This window comes from Winogradskyella costae (genome assembly GCF_013403865.1).
GTDB lineage: Bacteria > Bacteroidota > Bacteroidia > Flavobacteriales > Flavobacteriaceae > Winogradskyella > Winogradskyella costae.
The window spans coordinates 620,250-643,231 of record NZ_JABFDK010000001.1; the positions used below are offsets into that span (position 1 = coordinate 620,250).

The 22,982-nt window shown below is 34.2% G+C and carries 13 protein-coding genes and 1 riboswitch; of the genes, 8 read left to right on the plus strand and 5 right to left on the minus strand.

Annotated elements, in window-relative coordinates; all coding sequences use genetic code 11:
* Positions 1 to 12 precede the first annotated feature (12 nt).
* A complete protein-coding gene (locus HM986_RS02670) occupies positions 13 to 1,308 on the plus strand; it encodes an ammonium transporter (RefSeq protein ID WP_394354219.1) in 1,296 nt (431 codons plus the stop codon).
* A gap of 179 nt (positions 1,309 to 1,487) precedes the next feature.
* On the opposite strand, the gene HM986_RS02675 is transcribed toward HM986_RS02670, so the two are convergent.
* The 5 genes from HM986_RS02675 to HM986_RS02695 are packed head-to-tail and all read right to left on the minus strand — an operon-like array spanning position 1,488 to position 8,396.
* The gene (locus tag HM986_RS02675; RefSeq protein WP_179333535.1) at positions 1,488 to 4,067 is read right to left on the minus strand and encodes a phosphoenolpyruvate carboxylase; all 2,580 of its coding nucleotides are present in this window, start codon (positions 4,065 to 4,067) and stop codon (positions 1,488 to 1,490) included.
* Positions 4,068 to 4,076: 9 nt separating this feature from the next.
* The gene (leuB, locus tag HM986_RS02680; protein ID WP_179333536.1) at positions 4,077 to 5,195 is read right to left on the minus strand and encodes a 3-isopropylmalate dehydrogenase; all 1,119 of its coding nucleotides are present in this window, start codon (positions 5,193 to 5,195) and stop codon (positions 4,077 to 4,079) included.
* Between the two features lie 47 nt (positions 5,196 to 5,242).
* Positions 5,243 to 5,833: a 3-isopropylmalate dehydratase small subunit gene (gene leuD / locus HM986_RS02685; protein WP_179333537.1), complete on the minus strand. Its 591-nt coding sequence runs from the start codon at positions 5,831 to 5,833 to the stop codon at positions 5,243 to 5,245.
* Positions 5,833 to 7,215, minus strand: coding sequence for a 3-isopropylmalate dehydratase large subunit (gene leuC / locus HM986_RS02690; protein WP_179333538.1), 1,383 nt, complete (start codon positions 7,213 to 7,215; stop codon positions 5,833 to 5,835). The genes leuD and leuC overlap by 1 nt, the downstream gene beginning before the upstream one ends.
* 5 nt (positions 7,216 to 7,220) lie before the next feature.
* A complete protein-coding gene (locus HM986_RS02695; protein ID WP_179333539.1) occupies positions 7,221 to 8,396 on the minus strand; it encodes a 2-isopropylmalate synthase in 1,176 nt (391 codons plus the stop codon).
* A gap of 148 nt (positions 8,397 to 8,544) precedes the next feature.
* On the opposite strand from HM986_RS02695, the gene HM986_RS02700 reads away from it, so the two are divergent.
* The 7 genes from HM986_RS02700 to HM986_RS02730 all read left to right on the plus strand — a co-directional run bounded on the left by HM986_RS02700 (position 8,545) and on the right by HM986_RS02730 (position 22,981).
* A complete protein-coding gene (locus HM986_RS02700) occupies positions 8,545 to 10,092 on the plus strand; it encodes a hypothetical protein (RefSeq protein ID WP_179334372.1) in 1,548 nt (515 codons plus the stop codon).
* Between the two features lie 102 nt (positions 10,093 to 10,194).
* A riboswitch (SAM riboswitch) is annotated at positions 10,195 to 10,318 on the plus strand.
* Positions 10,319 to 10,461: 143 nt separating this feature from the next.
* Positions 10,462 to 11,760, plus strand: coding sequence for an O-acetylhomoserine aminocarboxypropyltransferase/cysteine synthase family protein (locus HM986_RS02705; protein ID WP_179333540.1), 1,299 nt, complete (start codon positions 10,462 to 10,464; stop codon positions 11,758 to 11,760).
* A gap of 80 nt (positions 11,761 to 11,840) precedes the next feature.
* A complete protein-coding gene (locus tag HM986_RS02710; RefSeq protein WP_179333541.1) occupies positions 11,841 to 12,293 on the plus strand; it encodes an OsmC family protein in 453 nt (150 codons plus the stop codon).
* A 9-nt stretch (positions 12,294 to 12,302) separates the two neighbouring features.
* Positions 12,303 to 13,310: an alpha/beta fold hydrolase gene (locus HM986_RS02715; RefSeq protein ID WP_179333542.1), complete on the plus strand. Its 1,008-nt coding sequence runs from the start codon at positions 12,303 to 12,305 to the stop codon at positions 13,308 to 13,310.
* Positions 13,311 to 13,404: 94 nt separating this feature from the next.
* Positions 13,405 to 14,751: an SWIM zinc finger family protein gene (locus HM986_RS02720; protein ID WP_179333543.1), complete on the plus strand. Its 1,347-nt coding sequence runs from the start codon at positions 13,405 to 13,407 to the stop codon at positions 14,749 to 14,751.
* A 1-nt stretch (position 14,752) separates the two neighbouring features.
* Positions 14,753 to 17,710 carry a DUF6493 family protein gene (locus HM986_RS02725; protein ID WP_179333544.1) on the plus strand — a complete coding sequence of 986 codons (2,958 nt, stop codon included), beginning with the start codon at positions 14,753 to 14,755 and terminating at the stop codon, positions 17,708 to 17,710.
* Positions 17,711 to 17,899: 189 nt separating this feature from the next.
* Entirely contained in the window at positions 17,900 to 22,981 is a 5,082-nt protein-coding gene (locus tag HM986_RS02730) for a translocation/assembly module TamB domain-containing protein (protein WP_246288442.1), read from the plus strand.
* Position 22,982: the final 1 nt, after the last annotated feature.

A 22,982-nucleotide genomic window follows, 5' to 3' on the forward strand; every position in this document is an offset into this window, starting at 1 on the left:
ACATTTATTATGATACATAATTTTTTAACAATACTCCCAACTCTAGCAGCAGTACAAGATGCTGCCGAACCTACTGAAGTCGAAGCTGCAGTTGCCGCAATAAATGGCGATATGGGAATGCTTTGGATGCTGATCTCTGCAATCTTAGTATTCTTTATGCAAGCTGGTTTTACTCTTGTTGAAACAGGAATGACACGCTCTAAAAACGCGGCTAATATCGCAATGAAAAACCTACTTGATATTTGCGTAGGATCACTAACATATTGGTTTGTTGGTTATTCTTTAATGTATGGAGATACTTCAAACGGATGGTTTTTCTGGAGTGGTATAATGCAAGGCGAAGGAGCTGATTTATTATTCCAAACAATGTTTGCTGCTACAGCTGCAACTATTGTATCTGGAGCTATTGCAGGTCGTACTAAATATTCTACCTATGCTATATTTTCAATCGTAATGACAGCATTAATCTACCCTATTGCTGGTGGATGGCAATGGCAAGGTTCGGGCTGGTTAACAGAACTCGGATTTATTGACTTTGCAGGATCTTCAATTGTACATTCTGTTGGTGGATGGGCAGCTTTAGTAGCAGCTTACATGGTAGGACCAAGAATTGGAAAATACATAGATGGAAAAGTAATGCCAATACCAGGTCACAACCAAGTACTTGCAACTTTAGGTGTTTTTATCTTATGGTTAGGATGGTTCGGATTTAACGGTGGTTCTCAACTTGCTTGGGGAGGCGCAGATTCTATCGCAGCTTCTAATGTTGTTTTAATAACAAATTTAGCAGCAGCTGCAGGTGGTTTAGGAGCATTAATAACGACATGGATCTGGTACGGAAAACCAAATCTACCACAAACTTTAAACGGAGCTTTAGCTGGTTTAGTAAGTATTACTGCTGGCTGCGGAAACATGTCTACATTAGGTGCCATTTTAGCCGGATTAATTGGTGGTATCATCGTTGTATTCTCTATAGAGATTATAGAGAAGAAACTTAAAATTGATGATGCTATTGGTGCAGCCTCTGTTCATGGTGTTGCCGGAGTTTGGGGAACACTTGTTATTGGCCTTTGGGGAATCGATGGCGAAACAGGAATAGGCCTATTTAATGGTGGTGGATTTTCACAATTAGGAGTTCAAGCAACTGGTGCTTTAGCTTACGGCGTATGGGCAGTTGTCCTATCATTCATTATTCTAAAAATATTGAAATCTACAATGGGTCTTCGTGTTAGTGAAGAAGAAGAACTAGTTGGACTTGACCTTTCTGAACACGGTGAAATTGCTTACCCAGGAAAAAGAGAAAGATAATTAACTTGTAATATTCTTGCACATAAGTTTAACTTGATAATTAATTTAATTTGTTAGAATAAAAACCTTCGAAGCCTAACCTTCGAGGGTTTTTACTTTAATACGTTTTAATAATTGCATAAAAAAAATCCTCAGAAGTTTTAACTCCTGAGGATTTATAATATTTCTAACTAATTGTCTTATGCAGAATTACGACTCGCGTTTATATTACCAAACAAAGATCTAGTTACCATCTTCTCAAAGATCTTTATCTGTTCCTCATCTCTAACCTCAGCTTTCTCTAGCTCTTGAATTTTCTTTAAAGCATATTGCTGAATTGTTAATAATGGTAAAACAATAGATTCCCTAACTGCAATCGATGCTTTCCCTGAAGGCTCCTCTTGCATTAACTCACTATAACCTGTAAGTTTTAGAATCAGACGCTTTGAGGTTTCGTATTCTTTATAAATCACATTCCAAAAACCACCGTACTCTTCATCTTCTGACATATAACGCGTTAAGTCAAAAAATGACTTAGATAAAGACATCATACTATTCTCAATCAATGTTTTAAAGAACGCAGATGTTTTAAATAAATGCTGAGCTTTTTCAAACTCACCGATATCTTCATAATGTTTCAATGCCGTACCAACTCCAAAAAAACCTGGTACATTTTGCTTCAATTGACTCCAAGATCCTACGAATGGAATAGCTCTTAAATCTTCAAAAACTAAACCTTCAGATTTACCTCGCTTAGAAGGACGACTACCAATATTAGTTTTAGCATAATATTTAAGCGTACTCATATGCTCTAAATACGAGATAAATTTAGGATGCGCTTTAAAATTTGCATAGGCCTCGTAACTACGATTCGCCAAGTCAGTCATAACCTCCCTGTTCTCTGGTTGCATACTTAAATCTACATCGCTTAAACTATTTCCAATACCAGAACTAATCAACTGTTCCAAATTATATTGTGCTGATTCTAAAGTTCCAAAATTAGAACTTATGGTCTGACCCTGTATCGTTAACTGCACCTCTTCATCCTCTATTGTCGGACCTAAAGACGCATAAAAATTATGTGTTTTTCCACCACCTCTAGCAGGTGGACCACCACGACCATCAAAGAAAATAACTTTGATCCCATGATCTCGAGACACTCTCGTTAAATTTTCCTTAGCTTGATAAATCGCCCAATTTGCCATTAAATAACCACCATCTTTGGTTCCATCACTAAAACCAAGCATGATCGTTTGCCTGTTCCCTCTAGCTCTTAAATGTTCCGCATAATCAGGATTCGCATATAACTCCTCCATCACTTTTGGCGCATTCTCCAAATCGGTAATAGTTTCAAATAATGGTCCAATATCAACTGTTAAATCATCTTGGAAAGCCACTAATTTCAGCATTGCAAACAATTGCATTACATGCAATGTAGATTGATTATTACTAATAATATAACGGTTTGCAGCCTGCTCTCCATTGGTTTGCTGTATGGTTTTTATCGCTTTAATAGTCTCTAAAGCCTTTAAAGTTTCCTCATCTTTTATTAGAGATAGATCGACAGAACCTTCTACTTTAGAGAGAATTTTAATTTGCTCACTTTCTTGTAAATCATGATAATTTTCAGGAAATATATGACTTCCATCCGCAATTAACGCATTCACCATATCATTAAAAAACTGCTCATGCTTCCTACTATCTTGCCTGATATCTAAATTTGCAAAATGAAACCCAAACAAATGTGTTTTATTAATTAAGCTGTTCAGCTCATCCACATATAAGGACTGATGCTTATCTATAATTAGTTGCTTAACAGCCTTTAATTCTGAAACAAAATACTCTAAAGTCAAATCAGACCCTTCATTGGTAATAATACTATAAAGCTCGCGCTCTAAATTACCCATGCGATCCTCAACTCCCTGAAACGTTAATTTTCGTTTTAATTGTCTTACGTTTCTATAGTAATTTTTAATAATTGAAAGTCGCAATCTCCCTGCCACTTTCAACGTAATTTCAGGTGTTACGAAAGGGTTTCCATCTCTATCACCTCCTGGCCAAAAACCAATATTAATAATATCATTACTAATAGGTTTTCCATCAAATATATTCTGCTGAATATAATCGTATATACCTCCAAAGGATTTATAAAATACGTTTTCTAAATACCATATTAAACTTACTGCTTCATCAAAAGGTGATGGTTTTTCATGCTTAAAGAATGGTGTTTTTCCTAATTGCGCTAACAAATCATTTATTCGTAATAAATCATTTTCACGAATAGCTTCCGTTAAATCGGTAATAATCCCTAAAACAGAACCAGGATAAAACTGTGTTGGGTGTGCTGTTAGAACAATTCTTACTTTAAATTCTTCTAAATATTTCTGAAGTGTCTCCAACTTATTGTCTGCAGAAACAGTTTCTTTCAAACTTCGCAACGTTCCGATACCATCCATATTATTTACAATAGGAAAAGCAGCATCTTCAATAGCGTCAAATAAAACGACTTGTCTTTCGATATATTGAATAAATCGAAATAACAAATTTATCTGACTTTCAGACGAACGCCTAGCTTGGTATTTATTAAAAAACGAATCGACAATTGCCGTTGGGTTATCTTGATTTGCGAATCCTTTTTGACAAGTTTCGTGAAATAACGGCAAAAGTGCTCCTGTTTTTGTAACGGCATCAAAAGGTAACGTCATAAATATACTATTGTATATCTGATACTTTGACAATACGTTTTGATTAAATCGAGTTAATTTTGGTTGTGTGGGCATTATCTTAAATTATATTATTGTGGATTGCCCTAAGTGGATATTCTTAAAATTGAGATTCGTATCTTTTGGATTGTAAATAAAATCTTCAATAAAATCACCAACGTTAGAGGTTGTCACAGTATTTACCACCGAATTTATATCTGGTGTTGTAATGTTTAATTTTAATGATTTTTCTACAGCTAACCTAATTAATTCGGCTTCATTATGTAACTCAAAATGACTCAACAACATAGCAGCGGATAAAATTGATGCAATCGGATTTGCAATTCCTTTATCAGCAGCTTGAGGATAAGATCCATGAATAGGCTCGAACATCGCATATTTGTCTCCAACTGAAGCTGAAGCTAATAGCCCTATAGACCCACCAATAACACTGGCTTCATCACTAATAATATCTCCAAACATATTTTCCGTTAAAATAACATCAAATTGTTTGGGGTTCAAAATCATTTGCATGGCTGCGTTATCAACGAATAAAAAATCTAGAGTTACATCTGGGTACTGCTCCGCAACTTCTTTCACTACTTTTCTCCAAAGCCTAGAAGTTTCTAAAACATTAGCCTTATCCACTAAGGTAACTTTATGACTTCTATTTTCAGCAGCAACAAATGCTAAATGCGCAACACGCTCTATTTCTTCTCGAGAATACCCACATAAATCCGAAGCGTAATCACCATCCTCTGACGTATGCTTTTCTCCAAAATAAATACCTCCTGTCAATTCTCTATAAATAGAAATATCTGTACCCTGAATGATATGTTTCTTTAATGGCGATTTATCTAATAAAGTTTTATAAGCTTTTACCGGCCTAATATTGGCATACAAACCTAATTCTTTACGCAATTTAAGTAGTCCTTGTTCTGGACGTACTTTTGCCGAAGGATCATTATCATACTTAGGATCACCAATGGCCCCAAATAAGATAGCATCACTTTTTTTACAAAGCTCTAATGTTTGACCTGGCAAAGCATCATTATGTTTATCAATGGCAACAGCACCAACATCTGCCGTTGTAAATTTAAAATTGTGATTAAATTCTGAAGCAATTGCTTTCAAAGCTTTTACAGCTTGATTCGTTACTTCTGGACCTATACCATCACCTGGTAAAACTGCTATATTTAATTTCATCGAAGAAAAATTAACTCTCGAATTAACGAAAATCTTATTTTTAATTATTAGTATATTTTTTGAGCTTCAAAAGCCTCAATTTGTTCTTTATTATTAATCAAATAGTCAATATCATCATAACCATTAATCATACAGGTTTTTTTGTAGGCATCAATTTCAAAATCTTCAGACAATTCTGAATCTTTTACCGAAATGGTCTGTTTTTCGAGATCAACCATTAATTCCGTCTGTGGATTAGACACGATTTCTTGCATTAAGTCACTCAAAAATATTGGTGAAACCTGCACTGGCAACAACCCGTTATTTAAAGCATTACCTTTAAATATGTCAGCAAAAAAACTAGACACTACCACTTTAAATCCAAAATCTGTAATGGCCCAAGCCGCATGCTCTCTACTAGATCCGCAACCAAAGTTATCTCCAGCAACTAAAATTTTTCCAGAATATTTTGAATCATTAAGTACAAAATTCGTGTTTAGTGTTCCATCTTTATGGTATCTCCAATCTCTAAACACATTGTTTCCAAACCCTTCTCTATCTGTCGCTTTTAAAAAACGAGCAGGAATAATTTGATCCGTATCTACATTCTCAATATCTAATGGAATGGCTCTAGATCGTAATGTTGTAAACTTTTCCATTAATTTAATTGCTTTGAAATATCTATAATTTTACCTTCTACTGCAGTTGCTGCTGCTACTAAAGGACTTGCTAAAATAGTACGTGAACCTTGTCCTTGTCGTCCTTCAAAATTTCTATTCGAGGTAGACACACAATATTCCCCCTGAGGAATTTTGTCATCATTCATTGCTAAACACGCCGAACAACCTGGTTGACGTAATTCAAATCCTGCATCATCAAAAATAGTTTTTAACCCCTCTTCTATTATTTGAGCTTCCACCTGTTTACTTCCTGGCACTAACCAAGCGGTAACATTTACAGCTTTCTTCTTTCCTTTTATATAATCTGCTGCCACTCTAAAATCTTCAATTCTAGAATTAGTACAACTTCCTATAAACACAAAGTTAATAGGCTTATTGATTAAACTTTCACCAGCTTCAAAATTCATATATGCCAATGATTTTTTAAATGACGGATTTTCATCAACAGGAATAGATTCAGAAATTTTAATTCCCATACCTGGATTAGTTCCGTAAGTAATCATCGGTTCTATATCCTCTGCATCAAAACTATATTCTTTATCAAATTTAGCATCATCGTCTGTGGGTAACGTTTTCCAATAGGCTACTTTCTTTTCAAATGCTTCACCTTTTGGTGCAAATTCTCTTCCTTTTACATATTCGAAAGTCGTTTCATCTGGTGCAATCATACCACCTCGCGCTCCCATTTCTATACTCATGTTACAGACGGTCATTCGACCTTCCATACTCATGTCTTCAAACACATTTCCTGCATACTCGCAGAAATAGCCCGTACCAGAATTGGTTCCTAATTTTGAAATGATATATAAAATAACATCTTTTGGCAAAACACCATTTTTCAATTTACCATTCACTGTAACTCTTAAGCTTTTTGGTTTTGTAAGCAACAAGCATTGGCTCGCAAAAACTTGTGCCACCTGACTTGTGCCAATACCAAAAGCAATGGCCCCAAACGCACCATGTGTAGACGTATGACTATCTCCGCAGACCATGGTCAAGCCTGGTTGTGTCACCCCTAACTCTGGAGCCATTACATGCACAATACCGTTATATTTATGCCCTAATTGATATAGGGTTATATTATTTTTTTTGCAATTTTCAGATAACTGCTCCAATTGATTCCTAGATAACGCATCTTTTATCGGTTGATCTTGATTTAACGTGGGAGTATTATGATCTGCTGTAGCCACAATTTGATTGGGTCTAAAGACAGGAATGCCACGATCTTCCAACTCATTAAAAGCCTGTGGACTTGTTACTTCATGTATTAAATGTTTATCTATATATAATATTTGTGGGCCGTTTTCTATAGTACTGACCACATGCGAATCCCAAACTTTATCAAATAATGTTTTACTCATCTATCTTATGCTGAAATTATTTGTTGATACACATTACTCGTTTCTATAATTTGATGAATATCATTATCATTGATTTCCTTCTTGCGATCTGCAAAACTCAAAAAATTAGCATACACATCATCTAACTGCAACTTCGTAAGTTCGTAACCTACAATCTTCGCCCTGTAAGCCAATGCCGCTCGCCCACTTCTTGCGGTTAACACTATAGCAGATTCTGTAACACCGACATCCTTAGGATCTATAATTTCGTAGGTTGCTCTGTTTTTAATCACACCATCTTGGTGAATTCCTGAACTATGCGCAAAGGCGTTAGCTCCTACAATTGCCTTGTTGGGTTGTGTATAAATACCCATACTATCACTGACCAATTGGCTCATTCCGAATAGCATCGATGTATTAATATTTGTATCTAAGTTTAGGTAAGGATGTTGTTTTAGCACCATGACGACCTCTTCTAATGCCGTATTTCCTGCACGCTCACCAATACCGTTGATGGTGCATTCAATTTGACGTGCTCCATTAATAACACCCTCTATAGAATTTGCTGTTGCTAATCCTAAATCATTATGGCAATGACAAGACAAAATAGCCTTCTCAATTCCCTTTACATTTTCTTTTAAATATTTTATTTTTGCACCATATTCACTTGGCAAGCAATATCCTGTTGTATCCGGAATATTCAATACTGTAGCACCAGCTCTAATGGCTGCTTCGCATACTCTTGCTAAATACTCATTATCAGTTCTTCCTGCATCTTCCGCATAAAACTCTACATCCTCTACAAAAGACTTAGCATATTTAACAGCCTCAAAAGCACGTTCTACAATCGCTTCTCTGTTCGATTTGAACTTATGAAGTATATGCGAATCCGACGTCCCAATCCCTGTATGAATTCTAGGTTTTTTCGCATATCTCAAGGATTCTGCAGCTACTTTTATATCATTTTCTACAGCTCTTGTTAAACCACAAACAGTAGCATTTTTAACAATTTTTGAAATCGCTTCTACGGATTTAAAATCACCTGGACTAGAGACCGGAAATCCTGCTTCAATGACATCGACACCAAGCTGATCTAACTGCTCTGCAATAATCACTTTTTGTTCCGAGTTAAGTTTACATCCAGGAACCTGCTCTCCATCGCGAAGTGTTGTATCGAAGATTTGTATGTTGTTATTTGACATATATCAAAATATATTTTATAGTATTGTCTAACGAATGTATGTTTTGATTTAGATTTAAACATTATTGATATAGTTAGTTTACGATGTTCAGTCGCCAAAATATAACTCAAATAACTGATTAACAGATTTATAAACCTATTTTCTATTGATAACTAAAGACCAAAAAGATAATTTATTCTCATTAGTAAAGTCCTTAACAAAATCCGAAAAACGGCAATTTAAACTTTACGTAGGGAGACTTGGGGTAAATTCAGATTCTAAATTCTTGAATTTATTCAATCTTTTGGACAAAGCTAAAACTTACAACGAAGCTTTCATTATCAAAAGCGGCATCGTAAAAAAGCAACAACTTGCTAATGTAAAAGCACATTTATACAAACAAATTTTAATCAGCCTTAAGCTCAATCCATCTCATCAAAATGTGCGTTCACAAATTAGAGAGCAACTTGATTTTGCATCCATTTTATATCATAAAGGTTTATATAAACAAAGCTTAAAGATTTTAGACAAAGCCAAAGAGTTAGCCATTATCAACGAAGAGAAAAATTCTGCTTTTGAGATTGTTGAGCTAGAAAAAGTAATTGAGTCACAATACATAACACGAAGTATTAGTACTAGAGCAGATGAATTAGCTATACAAGCTAAAGAGTTGAGCTCCCTCAATGTTATTGCGAGCAAACTCTCTAATCTATCCCTTCAACTTTACAGTACTATTCTAAAAACAGGCTACATCAGAAACGAAGAAGAGGCCAATATGGTCATTAATTATTTCAATAAAAGCCTTCCAAAAGTTGACATTGAAACATTAGGATTTAGAGAAAAATTATGGCTCTATAAAGCGAATTTATGGCAAAGTTTTTTACTCCAAGATTTCCTGAACTGCTATAAATACGCTTCAAAATGGGTGGATTTATTTTACCAGAATCCAAGCATGATTAACTTGAATCCTGTATTTTTTTTAAAAGGGAACAACTACCTTTTAGAAGCACTCGTTTTCATTGGAAACAAACAAAAATTCTTAGAAAAATTTTCAGAATTTGAAGTGACTGTTCAAGAATCTAATTTTCCGCAAGATGAAAATGTTGCGACCTTAGTTTTTCTCTACACTAATTTTCACAGTATTAACCAACACTTTATTGACGGGAGTTTTGAGGAAGGATTAGATTTAATTCCTAAAATTGAAAAAGCTTTAATTCCCTTTAGCGACCGAATTGATCCGCATCACAAAATGATATTTTATTACAAGTTTGCGAGTTTACAATTTGGAGCTGGCAACAATAAAGCGTGTATAAAATATTTGGATAAAATTATATCAAACAAAACACTTAGCATGCGCGAAGATTTACTCTGTTTTTCACGAGTTTTAAATTTAGTTGCGCATTACGAAGCCGGTTTAGATTATCATTTAGAAACGCTCCTACGAAGCACATATAAGTTTTTAATTAAAATGAATGACCTTCACGAAGTGCAAAAGGAAATGATAAAATTCATTAGAGGTCTTCAAGATATTTACCCACACGATCTTAAAAATGCGTTTAAAGAATTGCACAAAACATTGAAGACTTTTGAAGATCATCCATACGAGCGACGCGCATTTTTATACTTAGATATTATTTCTTGGCTAGAGAGTAAAATCGAAAATAAACCGGTAGGCGAAATTATTCAAACTAAATATTTAGCAAAGAAAAGTTCGTAATTCTACGAAATTCACAAAAAACTCATAAAATTGACAATTTATTTGGAATTGTAGTTTTTGTATTGCAATATTTGTGCTCACAAAGTTCAAACACTTACTGAAATGTTATCAAGAAAGGCGGAGGGAATGACCCTATGAAGCCTTAGCAACCCTTAGATTTACTATGAAGGTGCTAAATTCTACTTAATTATTTGATTCATTAATCGAAAAATTGGATAGATAACTCAAGACTAATTACCCATCTGTAATTAGCATTTTCTTTTTAATATTTTTCTATTAAGTACGCTTCACTCTTCGACTACGGTCAAGGAACAAAGAGGCTTATTTGGCTTTTGGTTTAATCATTTATTAACTCAAAAACTTAGAAAAATGAGTACACAAAAATTTGCAACACAAGCGTTGCACGCAGGTCACGACACAACTCAAACAGGAGGCACAAGAGCTGTTCCTATTTACCAAACATCATCGTATGTTTTTAAAGATTCGGATGAAGCCGCAGGACGATTTAACCTTTCGGTCCCTGGCTTTATTTACACACGTTTAAATAACCCAACAAACGACATTTTAGAGCAGCGATTAGCAGCACTAGAAGGCGGAATCGCAGCCGTTGCCACAGCATCTGGTACTGCAGCAATTTCCACTACACTTTTAACACTTTTAAGAGCTGGAGACCATATTGTTGCATCGAGCAGTTTGTACGGAGGAACGTACAACTTATTGAGTGTGACGTTACCAAGACATGGTATTACTACAACATTTGTAGACGCTTCTAACCCGGAAGAATTTGCAAAAGCTGCCCAAGAAAACACAAGAGCCTTTTTTGTAGAATCTTTAGGAAATCCGAAGTTAGACGTTTTAGATCTTCAAGCAATTTCTACAGGAGCAAAAGCACATAAAGTACCATTAATTGTAGATAATACAGTAGCAACTCCTTATTTATTAAATCCGATTGCACACGGAGCAAACATTGTTATCCATTCTTTAACAAAATATATTACTGGTAACGGAACATCGCTTGGAGGTATTATCATTGATGCAGGTACCTTTGACTGGACCAACGGAAAATTCCCTGAGTTCACAGAACCATCTGCAGGTTACCATGGTTTAGTGTACAGCGAAGCTATAGGACCAGCTGCATTTATTGCAAAAATTAGAATAGAAGGCTTACGAGATTATGGTGGAGCTTTAAGTCCGTTTAATGCGTTTCAAATTATTCAAGGTTTAGAAACTTTAGAATTACGTATTCTAAAACATAGTGAAAATGCGCTTGAATTAGCGACGTGGTTAGAATCTCAACCTGAAGTCAAATGGGTAAATTACCCAGGACTAGAGTCTAGCAAGTATAATACATTAGCTAAAAAATATTTACCAAAAGGTCAGAGTGGAGTGGTAACTTTTGGTGTTGACGGTGGCTACGAAGCTGCTAAAACTATTGCAGACACTACCAAATTATTCTCATTGTTAGCTAATATTGGAGACACAAAATCTCTTATCATACATCCTGCAAGTACTACGCATCAACAATTAAGTGATGAAGCGCAAGAAACCACAGGAGTTACTAAAGATTTAATTCGTTTATCTGTAGGTATTGAAAATATTGAAGATTTAAAAGATGATTTAAAAGAAGCTTTCGCTGTTGTAAAGCAGAAAAAAGCACTTCAGAATTAAAATTTAATTAATAGCGAAGTAGATGCCTTTGTAATGAAGGTGTCTACTTTAAATTTTCAAAAACTAAAACAGACGAATCAATGAGTGATTTAAAATTCTCAGTTGTAGGCGAAAGTGCTTCTGCAACTCAATTTATAGGAAAAACAAGACAATTTACTTTAGTTGTAGACGAACCTGAAGCCTTAGGAGGCACAGATGAAGATGCCAATCCGGTAGAATACATTTTAGCAGGCTTTGCTGGCTGCGCAAATGTTGTTGGACATCTAGTAGCCAAAGAATTAGGCTTCACAATTAAAAATTTAAAGATTGAAGTGACAGGTGAATTAAATCCCGATCGATTCTTAGGTACCTCTACCAAAGAACGTGCAGGTTTTAAAACGATTAACCTCAACCTCGTTCCAGAGACTGATGCTAGTATTGAAGTCTTAACAAAATGGCTTCAAATTGTGGAAGAACGCTGTCCTGTTAAAGATAATTTACAGAACAAAACACCTTTAAAAATTTCCGTAGAAAAAGAATATACGGCTATATAAAAATTTGTAATGGCACATTTACACTATATAACACTAAATAATTACACAGCCGAAAGTGGTAAGACAATCAGCGTAAAATTGTCTTACCAAACTTTTGGTAAAACGCTACATTCTGCTCCCATAATTTTAGTCAACCATGCCCTTACTGGAAATTCTAACGTGATTGGAGATAACGGTTGGTGGAATGATATTATTGGTGAAGACAAATGCATAAACACAAATAATTACACCATTTTAGCATTCAATATTCTTGGTAACGGCTATGATAATTTAGCTGAAAACATTATAGAAAATTATAAAGATTTTACAGCAAGAGATATTGCAAAACTATTTGCATTAGCTATAGAACAATTAGAGATTCAAGACTTATTCGCTGTTATTGGAGGATCTGTTGGAGGTGGTATAGCATGGGAATTAGCAGCATTAAAACCATGTTTAATTCAACATTTAATCCCTATTGCGACCGATTGGAAATCGACGGATTGGGTGATTGCTAATTGCCACATCCAAGATGCTTTACTAAATAACTCCTCAAAACCTTTAGCGGATGCAAGAATGCATGCTATGACCTTGTATCGCACACCAGAATCTTTAACTCAAAAATTTGAACGTACCAAGAAAAATGATGCACTTTATAATATTGAATCTTGGTTGAGTTATCACGGTAATGCACTCGAAAATCGTTTTCAAGTAGCCGCTTATAAATTGATGAATCAGATTTTGCGTACTATAGATATTACAAGAAATAGAACTGAATTCATAGACGTCGCTTCAAAAATTGAAGGAGACATACATATCATTACAATTAATTCGGATTTGTTTTTTAAAGCTGATGAAAATTGGAACACGTTTGTTGACTTAAAAAGTGTGAAAGACAATGTACATATCCACGAAATTAAATCCATACATGGACACGATGCTTTCTTAATAGAATTTGATCAATTGGCACGTTTTTTAAAACCTATTTTTTCAACGCAATTAAAAGAAAAAGAAAAGCTAGAACAGCAAGTTGCCTAAACCAACTATGCTGTTTTTTAATAAAAAGCCGAACGACACGTTCGGCTTTTTTAATTTTAAGACCATGTATTTTTAGTATATTTAAAACAAAAACATGGCTTCAGAGACTTTAAATTATAAATACAATTCCCAATCGTGCATAACATCTACAAAAGGAAAAGAAAATTTATTACTCTCAAAGTTTAACGAAGTAGAAAAAGGCAATTCACCTTGTTTTTTCTGGGGAAAACTGAATAACCCTTACGAATTATCGCGCTGTTTAATCACGCTTTCCAATACCGTTCAATCCAGTTTTAATCTGTCACCTTTTCAATTAGCTTTATTAAAAGATCCAATTGTCACTGCTGGAAACAATCAAATTCGATTCGAAGGTTTTTCGCATTGTGCTGGTGTTTATGCTAGAGTTGATGTTTTAGAAAACGGACAAGATGGTGAATTTATTGAAAACGGAACCACCAACGTCGATTTCAACACTCCCTTAATTTCCGAATTAGGAAAAATAAAGAAGAACGACGACCTCGTTTTGTCTGTTGGAGAAAAAGAAGTCGGTTTTCATAAAGAAGGTGAAAGTTTTATAGAGCGCAAAGTACCTTTACCAAGTAAATGGATTAAAGGCTTAACAACCGTTCAACATTATTTTTCAGAATCAGATTATGCGTTATCCTTAAATAAAATTCAGGCACTTCAATTATTTAAAACCATTCCTAACGGCAAAGTTAAAACCGATTATTTTTTAATTAAACGCGGCAGCAAATACTTGTTCAGCCCTTTAAAGTCGAATTCTGCCGTTTGCATCGGAGGTATTCATCGTCTAAAATTATTACAGCCTTTAATTCCTTTAATTAATGAGATGAAAATCTATCCTCAAAAGGATATGCAATCGGTGACATTCATTTTGTGTTTTAACGACTTAAATTTTGTGTTTTCAATTTCAAGAGATTTTTGGCGTGGTTTTTCTGGAGAAGGAGCGGCTTTAGAAGCTTTAATAGAAGATCTTCCTGAAAATTTAATAAAGGCTTTTGATAATTATTCTTATACCAATCAAACCTTCAATCCTACCTTAATGTCTTTTGAAGAACATATTGATGTGTCTAAAATCGATAAGCTAGCAACCAAACTATCAGCCATGGGATTATTAGGTTACGATCTAGAAAACAACGGTTTCTTTTACCGACGACTACCTTTTGAATTAGATAGAATCATGTCTTTAAACCCGCGACTTAAAGGTGCTGAAAAATTACTTTTAGAGGGTAAAGTTGAAATTATCTTAAAAAAAGACAATGAAATTGAAGCTAGAGTTGAAGGTTCTGGGGTTCAACATTATGTTATCATAAAAGGAGATACACAAAAATGTACGTGTACATGGTTTAGTAAAAATCAAGGCGAGCGTGGAGCTTGCAAACATATTTTAGCCGTAAAGAAAAAAGCAAAAGACAACTAGTATGCTAAGCCAACAAATTGAAGCTATTGTAGAAAAAGAAGGAGATATTATTCCGCTTTTAAAAAGTTTAACACCAACTCAAAAACGCGAACTTGTTCCTTTTCTCAAAACATTGAGAACGAAAATTTTTGAGCGTTATGATATTCATGATAAGACAAAATGGGGAGTGTCTTATTCATCAAAGCCTGTGCATTCACAAGCTAAAATGGATATTGTAGATAAAGCTTGCTATGTGTGTTTCAACAAAACAGACACTAAAAAAGCATTTTTTCAGGTGAGTAGGCTTTCTATAAGTAACGATTATCTCGAGAACATCATTCCTTGGTATAAACCCAAATGGTTTGGCGATTTAATAAATGACGAAATGCCTTGGGATTTAACCTATGAAAAACTCATGGATTTAGCTCAAAAAGAATTATTTGAACCTTCACAAGCTTTAATATTAGCCAGATTGCCTAATGCCATCGTTGAAAGCTCATGGAATAACAACGTGAATAAAAGTATTTACAAACCTGAAGTTTTACTAAAACACAAAACAACTTTAGACCAACATATCTGGTTTTTATTTGAAGAAGCATCTGGAATCAACAACTATTACAATTATTTACACTTAGATAATTACAAAGGAGGCAATGACATTTGGATTGACACGTTTGTAAATTTAACAGCAACCGAAAAGCTTGATAGACACAAAGTTTTAATAGCCACACTATACACCTCAACAAAAGGATTTAATAAAACATTAAGCGGCTGGTTTGCGGAATTATTATTAAAACTAAATCCAACTTTAGAGGAAGTTCTAAGTTTACAAGACGCCTTTTTTGCGGCACTGAACTCGCCACATTCCAAAGTGGTTAATTCCGTTTTAAAATATTTTAAAGTTGCCGCAACTCACAAAATTTTTAAGCATGCCATTTTCATAGAAAATGCATCAATACTTTTAAATTCTGAAACAAAATCTGTGGTGACTTCCACATTAATGATTTTAGATAAAATTGCAAAAACTCATAAAACGTTGCAAAATTCAGTGTGCTTAAAAACCACAGAAGCTTTAATAAATGTCGATGAAAAAATACAGATAAGAGCCGCTAAGATTATTGAAAAATATGGCAAGCCTAAGAATGAAGAATTAGTAGATGAAATTAGCATGTATGCAGATAATTTATTGCATAATTCTAAAGACTTACTAAAAGATTACCTCGTTGCTGAAACAGAGCAAAACGGCAATATAGAGGAACCTGAAACCATAGAACTCACTAACGTTTTAGCTAACGACAATAAAATTAAAACCTATAACACGTTTGACGAGCTCATCTTTTTTGTGAGTCAGGCCATTGACAATAACGAGGTCTACCATATCGATTTATTGCTAAGTTATTTACCAAAACTCAATGTACTTTTAGACAAAACGAATGTTGAAAAACTAGAACCGATTTTTAAACGCGCTTTAGATTTGTCTTTAAGTTATGATTGGAATAGCCAAATAGGAAACCTTGAACATGAGGCTGCCTATTATATCAATGATTTTTCTGAAATTCTGATAAAACGGTTTCCCATTGAACTTACCAGTTTTAAAAAGAAAAAGCAATCTAAAATTCAAAAACTTAAGGATGATAAATTCTACTCTAGTCACCATAAGGAAAATTTAAAACCTATAGAACAGCAAAGCATTCCGGATTACATTTATCAAATTCACCATGCGTTGCTTATACAATCTAAATCATTTATTCAAAAAAATGCAACTTTAGATTTACTTTCTAAACCCACGCATGCGCCTTGTTGGATAGACCCAACAACATTAATTGAACGAATAGTAGCTTACGAAAAACAGAGCGAAACCATTATCCTTTATGATTTTCAAATTGCTATGAGTCGATTGCCTTTTAATTATAATCCTGAAAATATTTCAAATCAGATTGAACTCATCACAGATTTTGAACTTAGACAAGTACTCAAATACCATTTTAATTTCATTAAACTTGAAGATGTTAAACTCACTCAACCTGAATTATGGTTACAATCTGTACTCATAAAAAACAATAAAAATGAACTCGATTATTTTCAAAATAAGCTTTCAACCAATCTAAGAAAAGAGATAGGGAATTACACTTGGGATTGTAAACTAAGAGATCATTATTACTTGGAATACGATTACCCTTCGCAAAAACAAATCCGAAAGAAAACCATAAAGAAAGAGTTAAAACTTCATGATTTTCATGCTCAAAAAAAAGGACCTGAATCACTGTTAGATAATCTGAAAGGAATTTTTAAGTTCAATAAAAACACCGTCAAAATAAAAAGCATTTACAGTTTTATGTATTTCAAAAAACAGAAATACTATACGACCATTCAGCCTCACGACGATATTAAATTCTTGTATTTATCACCAAATAACCCAAGCATGTTATTAAGTCAGGTGGTGCATTACAACTTAAAAGAATCAACGTTTTGGGATGAATCGAGCAAAAAAAACATGATTAATCTGCTCAAAGGCCTATATAACATTTGGAATCGGCCGGATTATAATGAAGGTGCCTATTTATTTTTAGCTACAGGTCTTTTATGTAGTGATAAAATATCGCGAGAATTGGCGGCCGAAATTTGGATTAAAGCCAATTACGAAACCACATTAGATAATAATTTATTAGGAAGTTTTATCGGACGATTAGAAGCTGGCGAATACGCTCCATTAAAAAGATTCACGGATTTATTAACTAATAATTTATTTAATATTTCTAAAACACATAATGACTTTTTGTTTCAACTTTTAAGTTCTGCTGTTAAAGAAATGAATGACATTCCTATTCGTGGCAGTAAAAAATTATTAGAGATTTTACTAGAACTTAAGCACAGCTCTAATGCAGCTAAACTTGAAGATTCAACAAAAGAAAAATTACTTAAATGGCAAAACGTAGCTTCCGTAAAACCAGTGATTAAAAAAATATTAGATATTAAATAAGTGGGGTAAAACACACCAAATATTTACACAAACCTAATTACACCCATGACAATCAGCTAATTAATACAGTTACACAAATATACATCAGCTTTATTAACCCTTCAATTTTAGTTAAAAATAAACGTGTGAGCGTTAATATTCTTAGCAATAACGACAATTGTAATACTTTTACTCGTATATTTTTACGTATTGAATAAGACAGAAGACACAGCACCCCAAATACCAAGAAAACGAAAGTTTCGTTGGCTTCGCAGAACATTACGCGTTCTGTTAGGCATTCTTGTGTTTTTATTTTTGGTGATTCTTTTTGTTCGCAGTCCTTGGGGACAATCTATTATCGTAGATAAAGCTGTCAATTTCGTCGCTGATAAAACAGGAACTAAAGTTGCCATAGAAAAACTTTTTATCACATTTGATGGAGATGTACAACTCGATGGTCTGTATCTCGAAGACATTAAGGGTGATACTCTCGTCTATTCCAAATCCCTTGAAGCTAATATTCCATTATGGAAAATGATACGCGGAGAAGGCGTTGGTGTTGATGCTTTAGATTGGGATGGTTTACGTGCCAATATTATTAGAAAAGATAGTATTACAGGTTATAATTTTCAGTTCTTAATTGATGCTTTTGCCACAACAGATACGACAACCGTTGAAACAGACACCACCTCTACTCCATTGAATCTCGTAATTGGCAGCTTAAATTTCAATAATTTCGATATTGTTTTTGATGATGCGGTTGCAGGCATCGATTCTAGATTTAAAATTGGCGAATTGAAAGCCGATATGGAAACCACCAATATTGAGGACATGATTTTTGAGGCTTCAGATATTGAGTTGAATAATGCTAACATTAAATTCATACAAAAGCCTGCTGCCATTGACACTACATCCTCTGACGCTCCATTACCAAAATTAGTTTTCGAAAATATAGCGCTCAATAATGTGGTTGCCTATTACGAATCACAACCCGATCGATTAATTGCAGATGTCGATATTTCAGAATTTGAAACACAATCACCGAATATAAATTTAGCGGATAGTGATTTCCGTCTTAAAAAAATCACGCTTAAAAATTCAAGAATTAGCTTAACAACCGAAGCTGAAATTAATGGTTTAGCTCCAAAAATTAAAGACGTTACTGAAGATTCAAAAACAAATAACAATAGTTTTGAATGGCCTCAACTAAATGTTAATGTTGCGGCAATTGATTTTGAAAACAACACTATCGATTATCGTGTAGGCAATGCAAAACCGACAAAAGACGTATTCAATCCTGATGCGATTGCACTGACAAATTTCACACTTCAAGCGAAGGACATTTTATTAAAAGATAAAAACGCAACTCTGAATTTAGAGCAGCTCAACTTTAATGAAGCTTCAGGATTAAACCTAAATCAATTGGCTGTCAATTTCAACGCAACAGACCAAAACATGCGTTTAGACGATTTGAAATTTAAATTAAATAATAATTCAATTTCAGGTTATGCACACTTAGAGTATCAATCACTTTCAAAATTAATAGACGCGCCTGAAACCACTAAAGTCAACTTAAACTTACCGTCGTTTCAACTTTCACTAACAGAGATATTCAAATTTCAACCCGATTTAAAAAATAACGAATACCTCAATAAATTAAGCAAAAAACTAGTTTTAGGAAACTTAAATGCTTCTGGAACTTTAGCTTCAATAAACTTAAATAAAGCCGAGCTTAATTGGGGAAATTCAACACGAATTTCAACCAACGGAACGCTTCAAAATATAACAGACACCGAAACACTGGCCTTTAACATTCCACAATTTACTGCAGTTACAAAACGATCAGATTTAATTCAGTTTGTTAGTGAAAACGATTTGGGAGTTAGCTTACCTAATGATGTAAAGTTTGTTGCACAATTTAAAGGGAATCTTGAGGATATTTCTGCTAAAGCCAAATTAACCACAACACAAGGAATCGCGACTGTTGATGGGAATTATAAAAACACGGAATCAATTGCTTTTAACGCTGATATTAGTATTGACGATTACAAGATAAATGAATTACTAAACAACCCACAATTTGGCGCATTAAGTCTTAACATTACATCACAAGGAAGTGGCAGCACCATCAATACGCTTAATGCCAATTTAGAAGCGAAAATTTCCGAATTCCAACTAAATAATTATGACATTAAAGATCTTAATATTAGCGGAGATATTGTCAATGGTGCAGGAAATATTAATTCAAAATATAAAGACGACAATCTCAACGCGACTTTAGAAGCTTATGTCGTTTTAGATTCTATAAACCCTGAGATTAAAGTAAATCTCAATGTTATTGGTGCCAATTTAGAAGCACTCGGTTTAATGCAGCGTAATGTTAAAACAGCAATGCATATTAACGCCAGTTTTAAAGGTAATGCAGACAGCTATGACGCCAGTGCAAAAATGAACGATGGTGTTGTCGTTTATGACAATAGAAGTTATTTAATTGGCGACTTAGATGCCGTTGCGCATGTAGATAATGATACAACTTCTGTAACACTTCAAAATAAAATAATAAATTTAAATCTACAATCTAACACCAATCCTCAAACCTTTAGCAAAGCGATACAAAGACATATACAAAGCTATTTTTATAGAGATGAAAATGTATCAGATACCATTACAGATTTTGTAAACTTAAAACTTGAAGGCAAAATTGCTGAATCGTCTTTACTCAATGACGTCTTTTTGGTCAATGTAAAGGACATGGATACAATTGATATAGCTGTCGATTTTAATGAAAAAGCACGAATTTTTAAAGCAAACATCACCGCTCCACACCTTAATTATAGCGGAAACACCTTAGACAGTCTTGCGTTTTCAATGAATACAGACCAAAAAAATTTCAACTTTAATTTTGGTTTTAATAATATCAATGCTGGTCCTTTAGACATTCCGAAAACGGTGATTACAGGTAAACAAACGAATCATGAATTAGCACTCAATTTTTCAGGCTATTACGACGATGAAACTTTAATGAATGTCAATACTAAAATCACAGGTAATCGTGAACAATTACGATTTACAGTGAATCCTGATAGTTTAATTTTGAATAAAGAAAAGTGGATCATTCCATCAGCCAATGAAATGATTCTAACAGACAAAAATCTTGAGTTTAATGACTTCAAGATTACAAAGAACAATCAATCTATTGAACTCACTGATAAATTAGAAAACATCACTAAAAAGCATATGGCTATAGCTTTTGAAAATTTTGATATTAACGAATTTTTTAACTATTTAAGTCCAAAAGCAGAATTAGCAACCGGAAAATTAAATGGTGATTTTATCCTTGAAGATCCTTTTGAAAACGCAGGTATCATTGCCGATTTAAGCATTAAAGACTTTTACACACTACAAACGAATTTAGGTACGCTAAGCATTAACGGGAATTCTCTTGGCGCAAATAGTTACGCTTTTAATGCTGGATTAAAAGGTGGTGATATTGATTTTGATCTCACCGGAGATTACACGGTAACGAACACGATAGCGAATTTAGATCTTGATTTCAAAATCAATGAATTTAAAATAAAAGCGCTAAACACGTTATCTCAAGGTGAAGTAAAAGATTCTGAAGGGAGTTTCTCTGGTGCTTTTAAAGTTACAGGCACCACTGCAGATCCGAAATACGACGGGTATCTAACATTCAATAATACCAGTTTTAACATCGCTAAACTGAACTCTAAGTTTAGCATGGCCAATGAAAAACTAAACATTAACAATAGTGGTCTTTCAATGAAAGATTTTACCATTCGCGATGCAAATGATAATGCCTTGGTGCTTTCTGGTAAAGTTGGCACCGAAAGTTTTATCAATCCAACATTCGATTTAACTGTAAAAACTAAAAATTTTCAAGTCTTAAATGCCACTAAAGAAGACAACGAAGAATTTTACGGCAAAGTGACTTTTGATGCTAATGCAAAACTAACGGGCGATTTACAAATCCCGAAATTAGATGCTAAACTTACCTTAGGCTCTGATACAGACTTCACCTACATATTACCATCCTCTGTTGCTAGTGTTGAAGAACGTGACGGTGTGGTTGTATTTGTAAATCGCGAAAATAGAGATGCTATTCTCACCCAAACAGAAGAGCAAACAGCAACGATAAAAGGCTTTGATATTTCAGCATTATTTAACGTCGGTAAAAATGCTGCAGTTACTATAATTATTGATGAAGAAACTGGAGATAATTTTAAAATTTCGGGCGAAGGCGATTTTGTTTTTACCATGAAACCGAACGGAAGAATTACATTAACAGGTGCTTATGAAATTTCAGAAGGCCATTATGAGCTCAACCTTTATAATTTAGTTAATCGAAAGTTTTTAATTGCGCAAGGTAGTCGTGTTACTTGGTCTGGTGATCCATTTGATGCTAAACTAGATGTACGCGCTATTTACAATTTAGAAACCTCGGCATATGGACTGATGGCATCTCAAATTTCTGGTTCAGATTCCTCCGTAAAAAGCAAATATCAAGAAGTCTTACCTTTTAATGTATATCTCAATATTGACGGCGAACTTTTGCAACCTAAAATTTCGTTTGGCTTAGATATGCCAGAAGAAGAGCAAGGCGCAGTAAGCGGACAAGTGTATAGCAGAGTACAACAAGTTAACCAGCAAGAAGGAGAACTGAATCGTCAAGTCTTTTCATTATTGGTACTTAATCGTTTCTATCCAGATTCTGGCAGCGATGGTAGTGATGGAGGTTTTGCAACGATTGCAAGAGACAATTTGAATGATGCAGTTTCTGATCAACTGAATGCATTTTCAGACAAACTTTTAGGTCGTTCTGGTATTGAACTCGATTTTGGATTGAACAGTTACACAGATTACCAAGGAGATTCACCAACCGACCGCACAGAATTAGAAATTGCGGCAAAGAAAAAATTGTTTAACGACAGATTAACGGTTAGCGTTGGTAGTGATGTGGATATACAAGGCAGCAGCAGCACTGATGAAGAAACACCTATTATTGGTAATGTAAGTTTAGAATACGCATTAACAGAAGATGGCAGATACCGACTTAAAGGTTTTAGAAAAAGCGAATTTGAAAATGTTATCGATGGTCAAACCATAGTGAGTGGTATTAGCTTAATATTCACTAAAGAATTCAACCAATTTAACGACCTTTGGGATGCTATTTTGCGTTCTAAAAAAGAGAAAAAATCAACATCCGAAGCCGAAAAAGAAACTCAAGAGAAACAAGAAGCTACGGATAAAAGTATCGAACAGAAAACGAATTAAA

Excerpts from the sequence above, each read along its gene's own strand:
- HM986_RS02675 (WP_179333535.1), bottom strand. The coding sequence starts at position 4,067 with ATGCCCACACAACCAAAATTAACTCGATTTAATCAAAACGTATTGTCA.
- leuB (WP_179333536.1), bottom strand. The coding sequence starts at position 5,195 with ATGAAATTAAATATAGCAGTTTTACCAGGTGATGGTATAGGTCCAGAA.
- leuC (WP_179333538.1), bottom strand. The coding sequence starts at position 7,215 with ATGAGTAAAACATTATTTGATAAAGTTTGGGATTCGCATGTGGTCAGT.
- HM986_RS02705 (WP_179333540.1), top strand. The coding sequence starts at position 10,462 with ATGAGTACACAAAAATTTGCAACACAAGCGTTGCACGCAGGTCACGAC.
- HM986_RS02725 (WP_179333544.1), top strand. The coding sequence starts at position 14,753 with ATGCTAAGCCAACAAATTGAAGCTATTGTAGAAAAAGAAGGAGATATT.
- leuD (WP_179333537.1), bottom strand. The coding sequence starts at position 5,833 with ATGGAAAAGTTTACAACATTACGATCTAGAGCCATTCCATTAGATATT.
- HM986_RS02720 (WP_179333543.1), top strand. The coding sequence starts at position 13,405 with ATGGCTTCAGAGACTTTAAATTATAAATACAATTCCCAATCGTGCATA.
- HM986_RS02710 (WP_179333541.1), top strand. The coding sequence starts at position 11,841 with ATGAGTGATTTAAAATTCTCAGTTGTAGGCGAAAGTGCTTCTGCAACT.
- HM986_RS02695 (WP_179333539.1), bottom strand. The coding sequence starts at position 8,396 with ATGTCAAATAACAACATACAAATCTTCGATACAACACTTCGCGATGGA.
- HM986_RS02715 (WP_179333542.1), top strand. The coding sequence starts at position 12,303 with ATGGCACATTTACACTATATAACACTAAATAATTACACAGCCGAAAGT.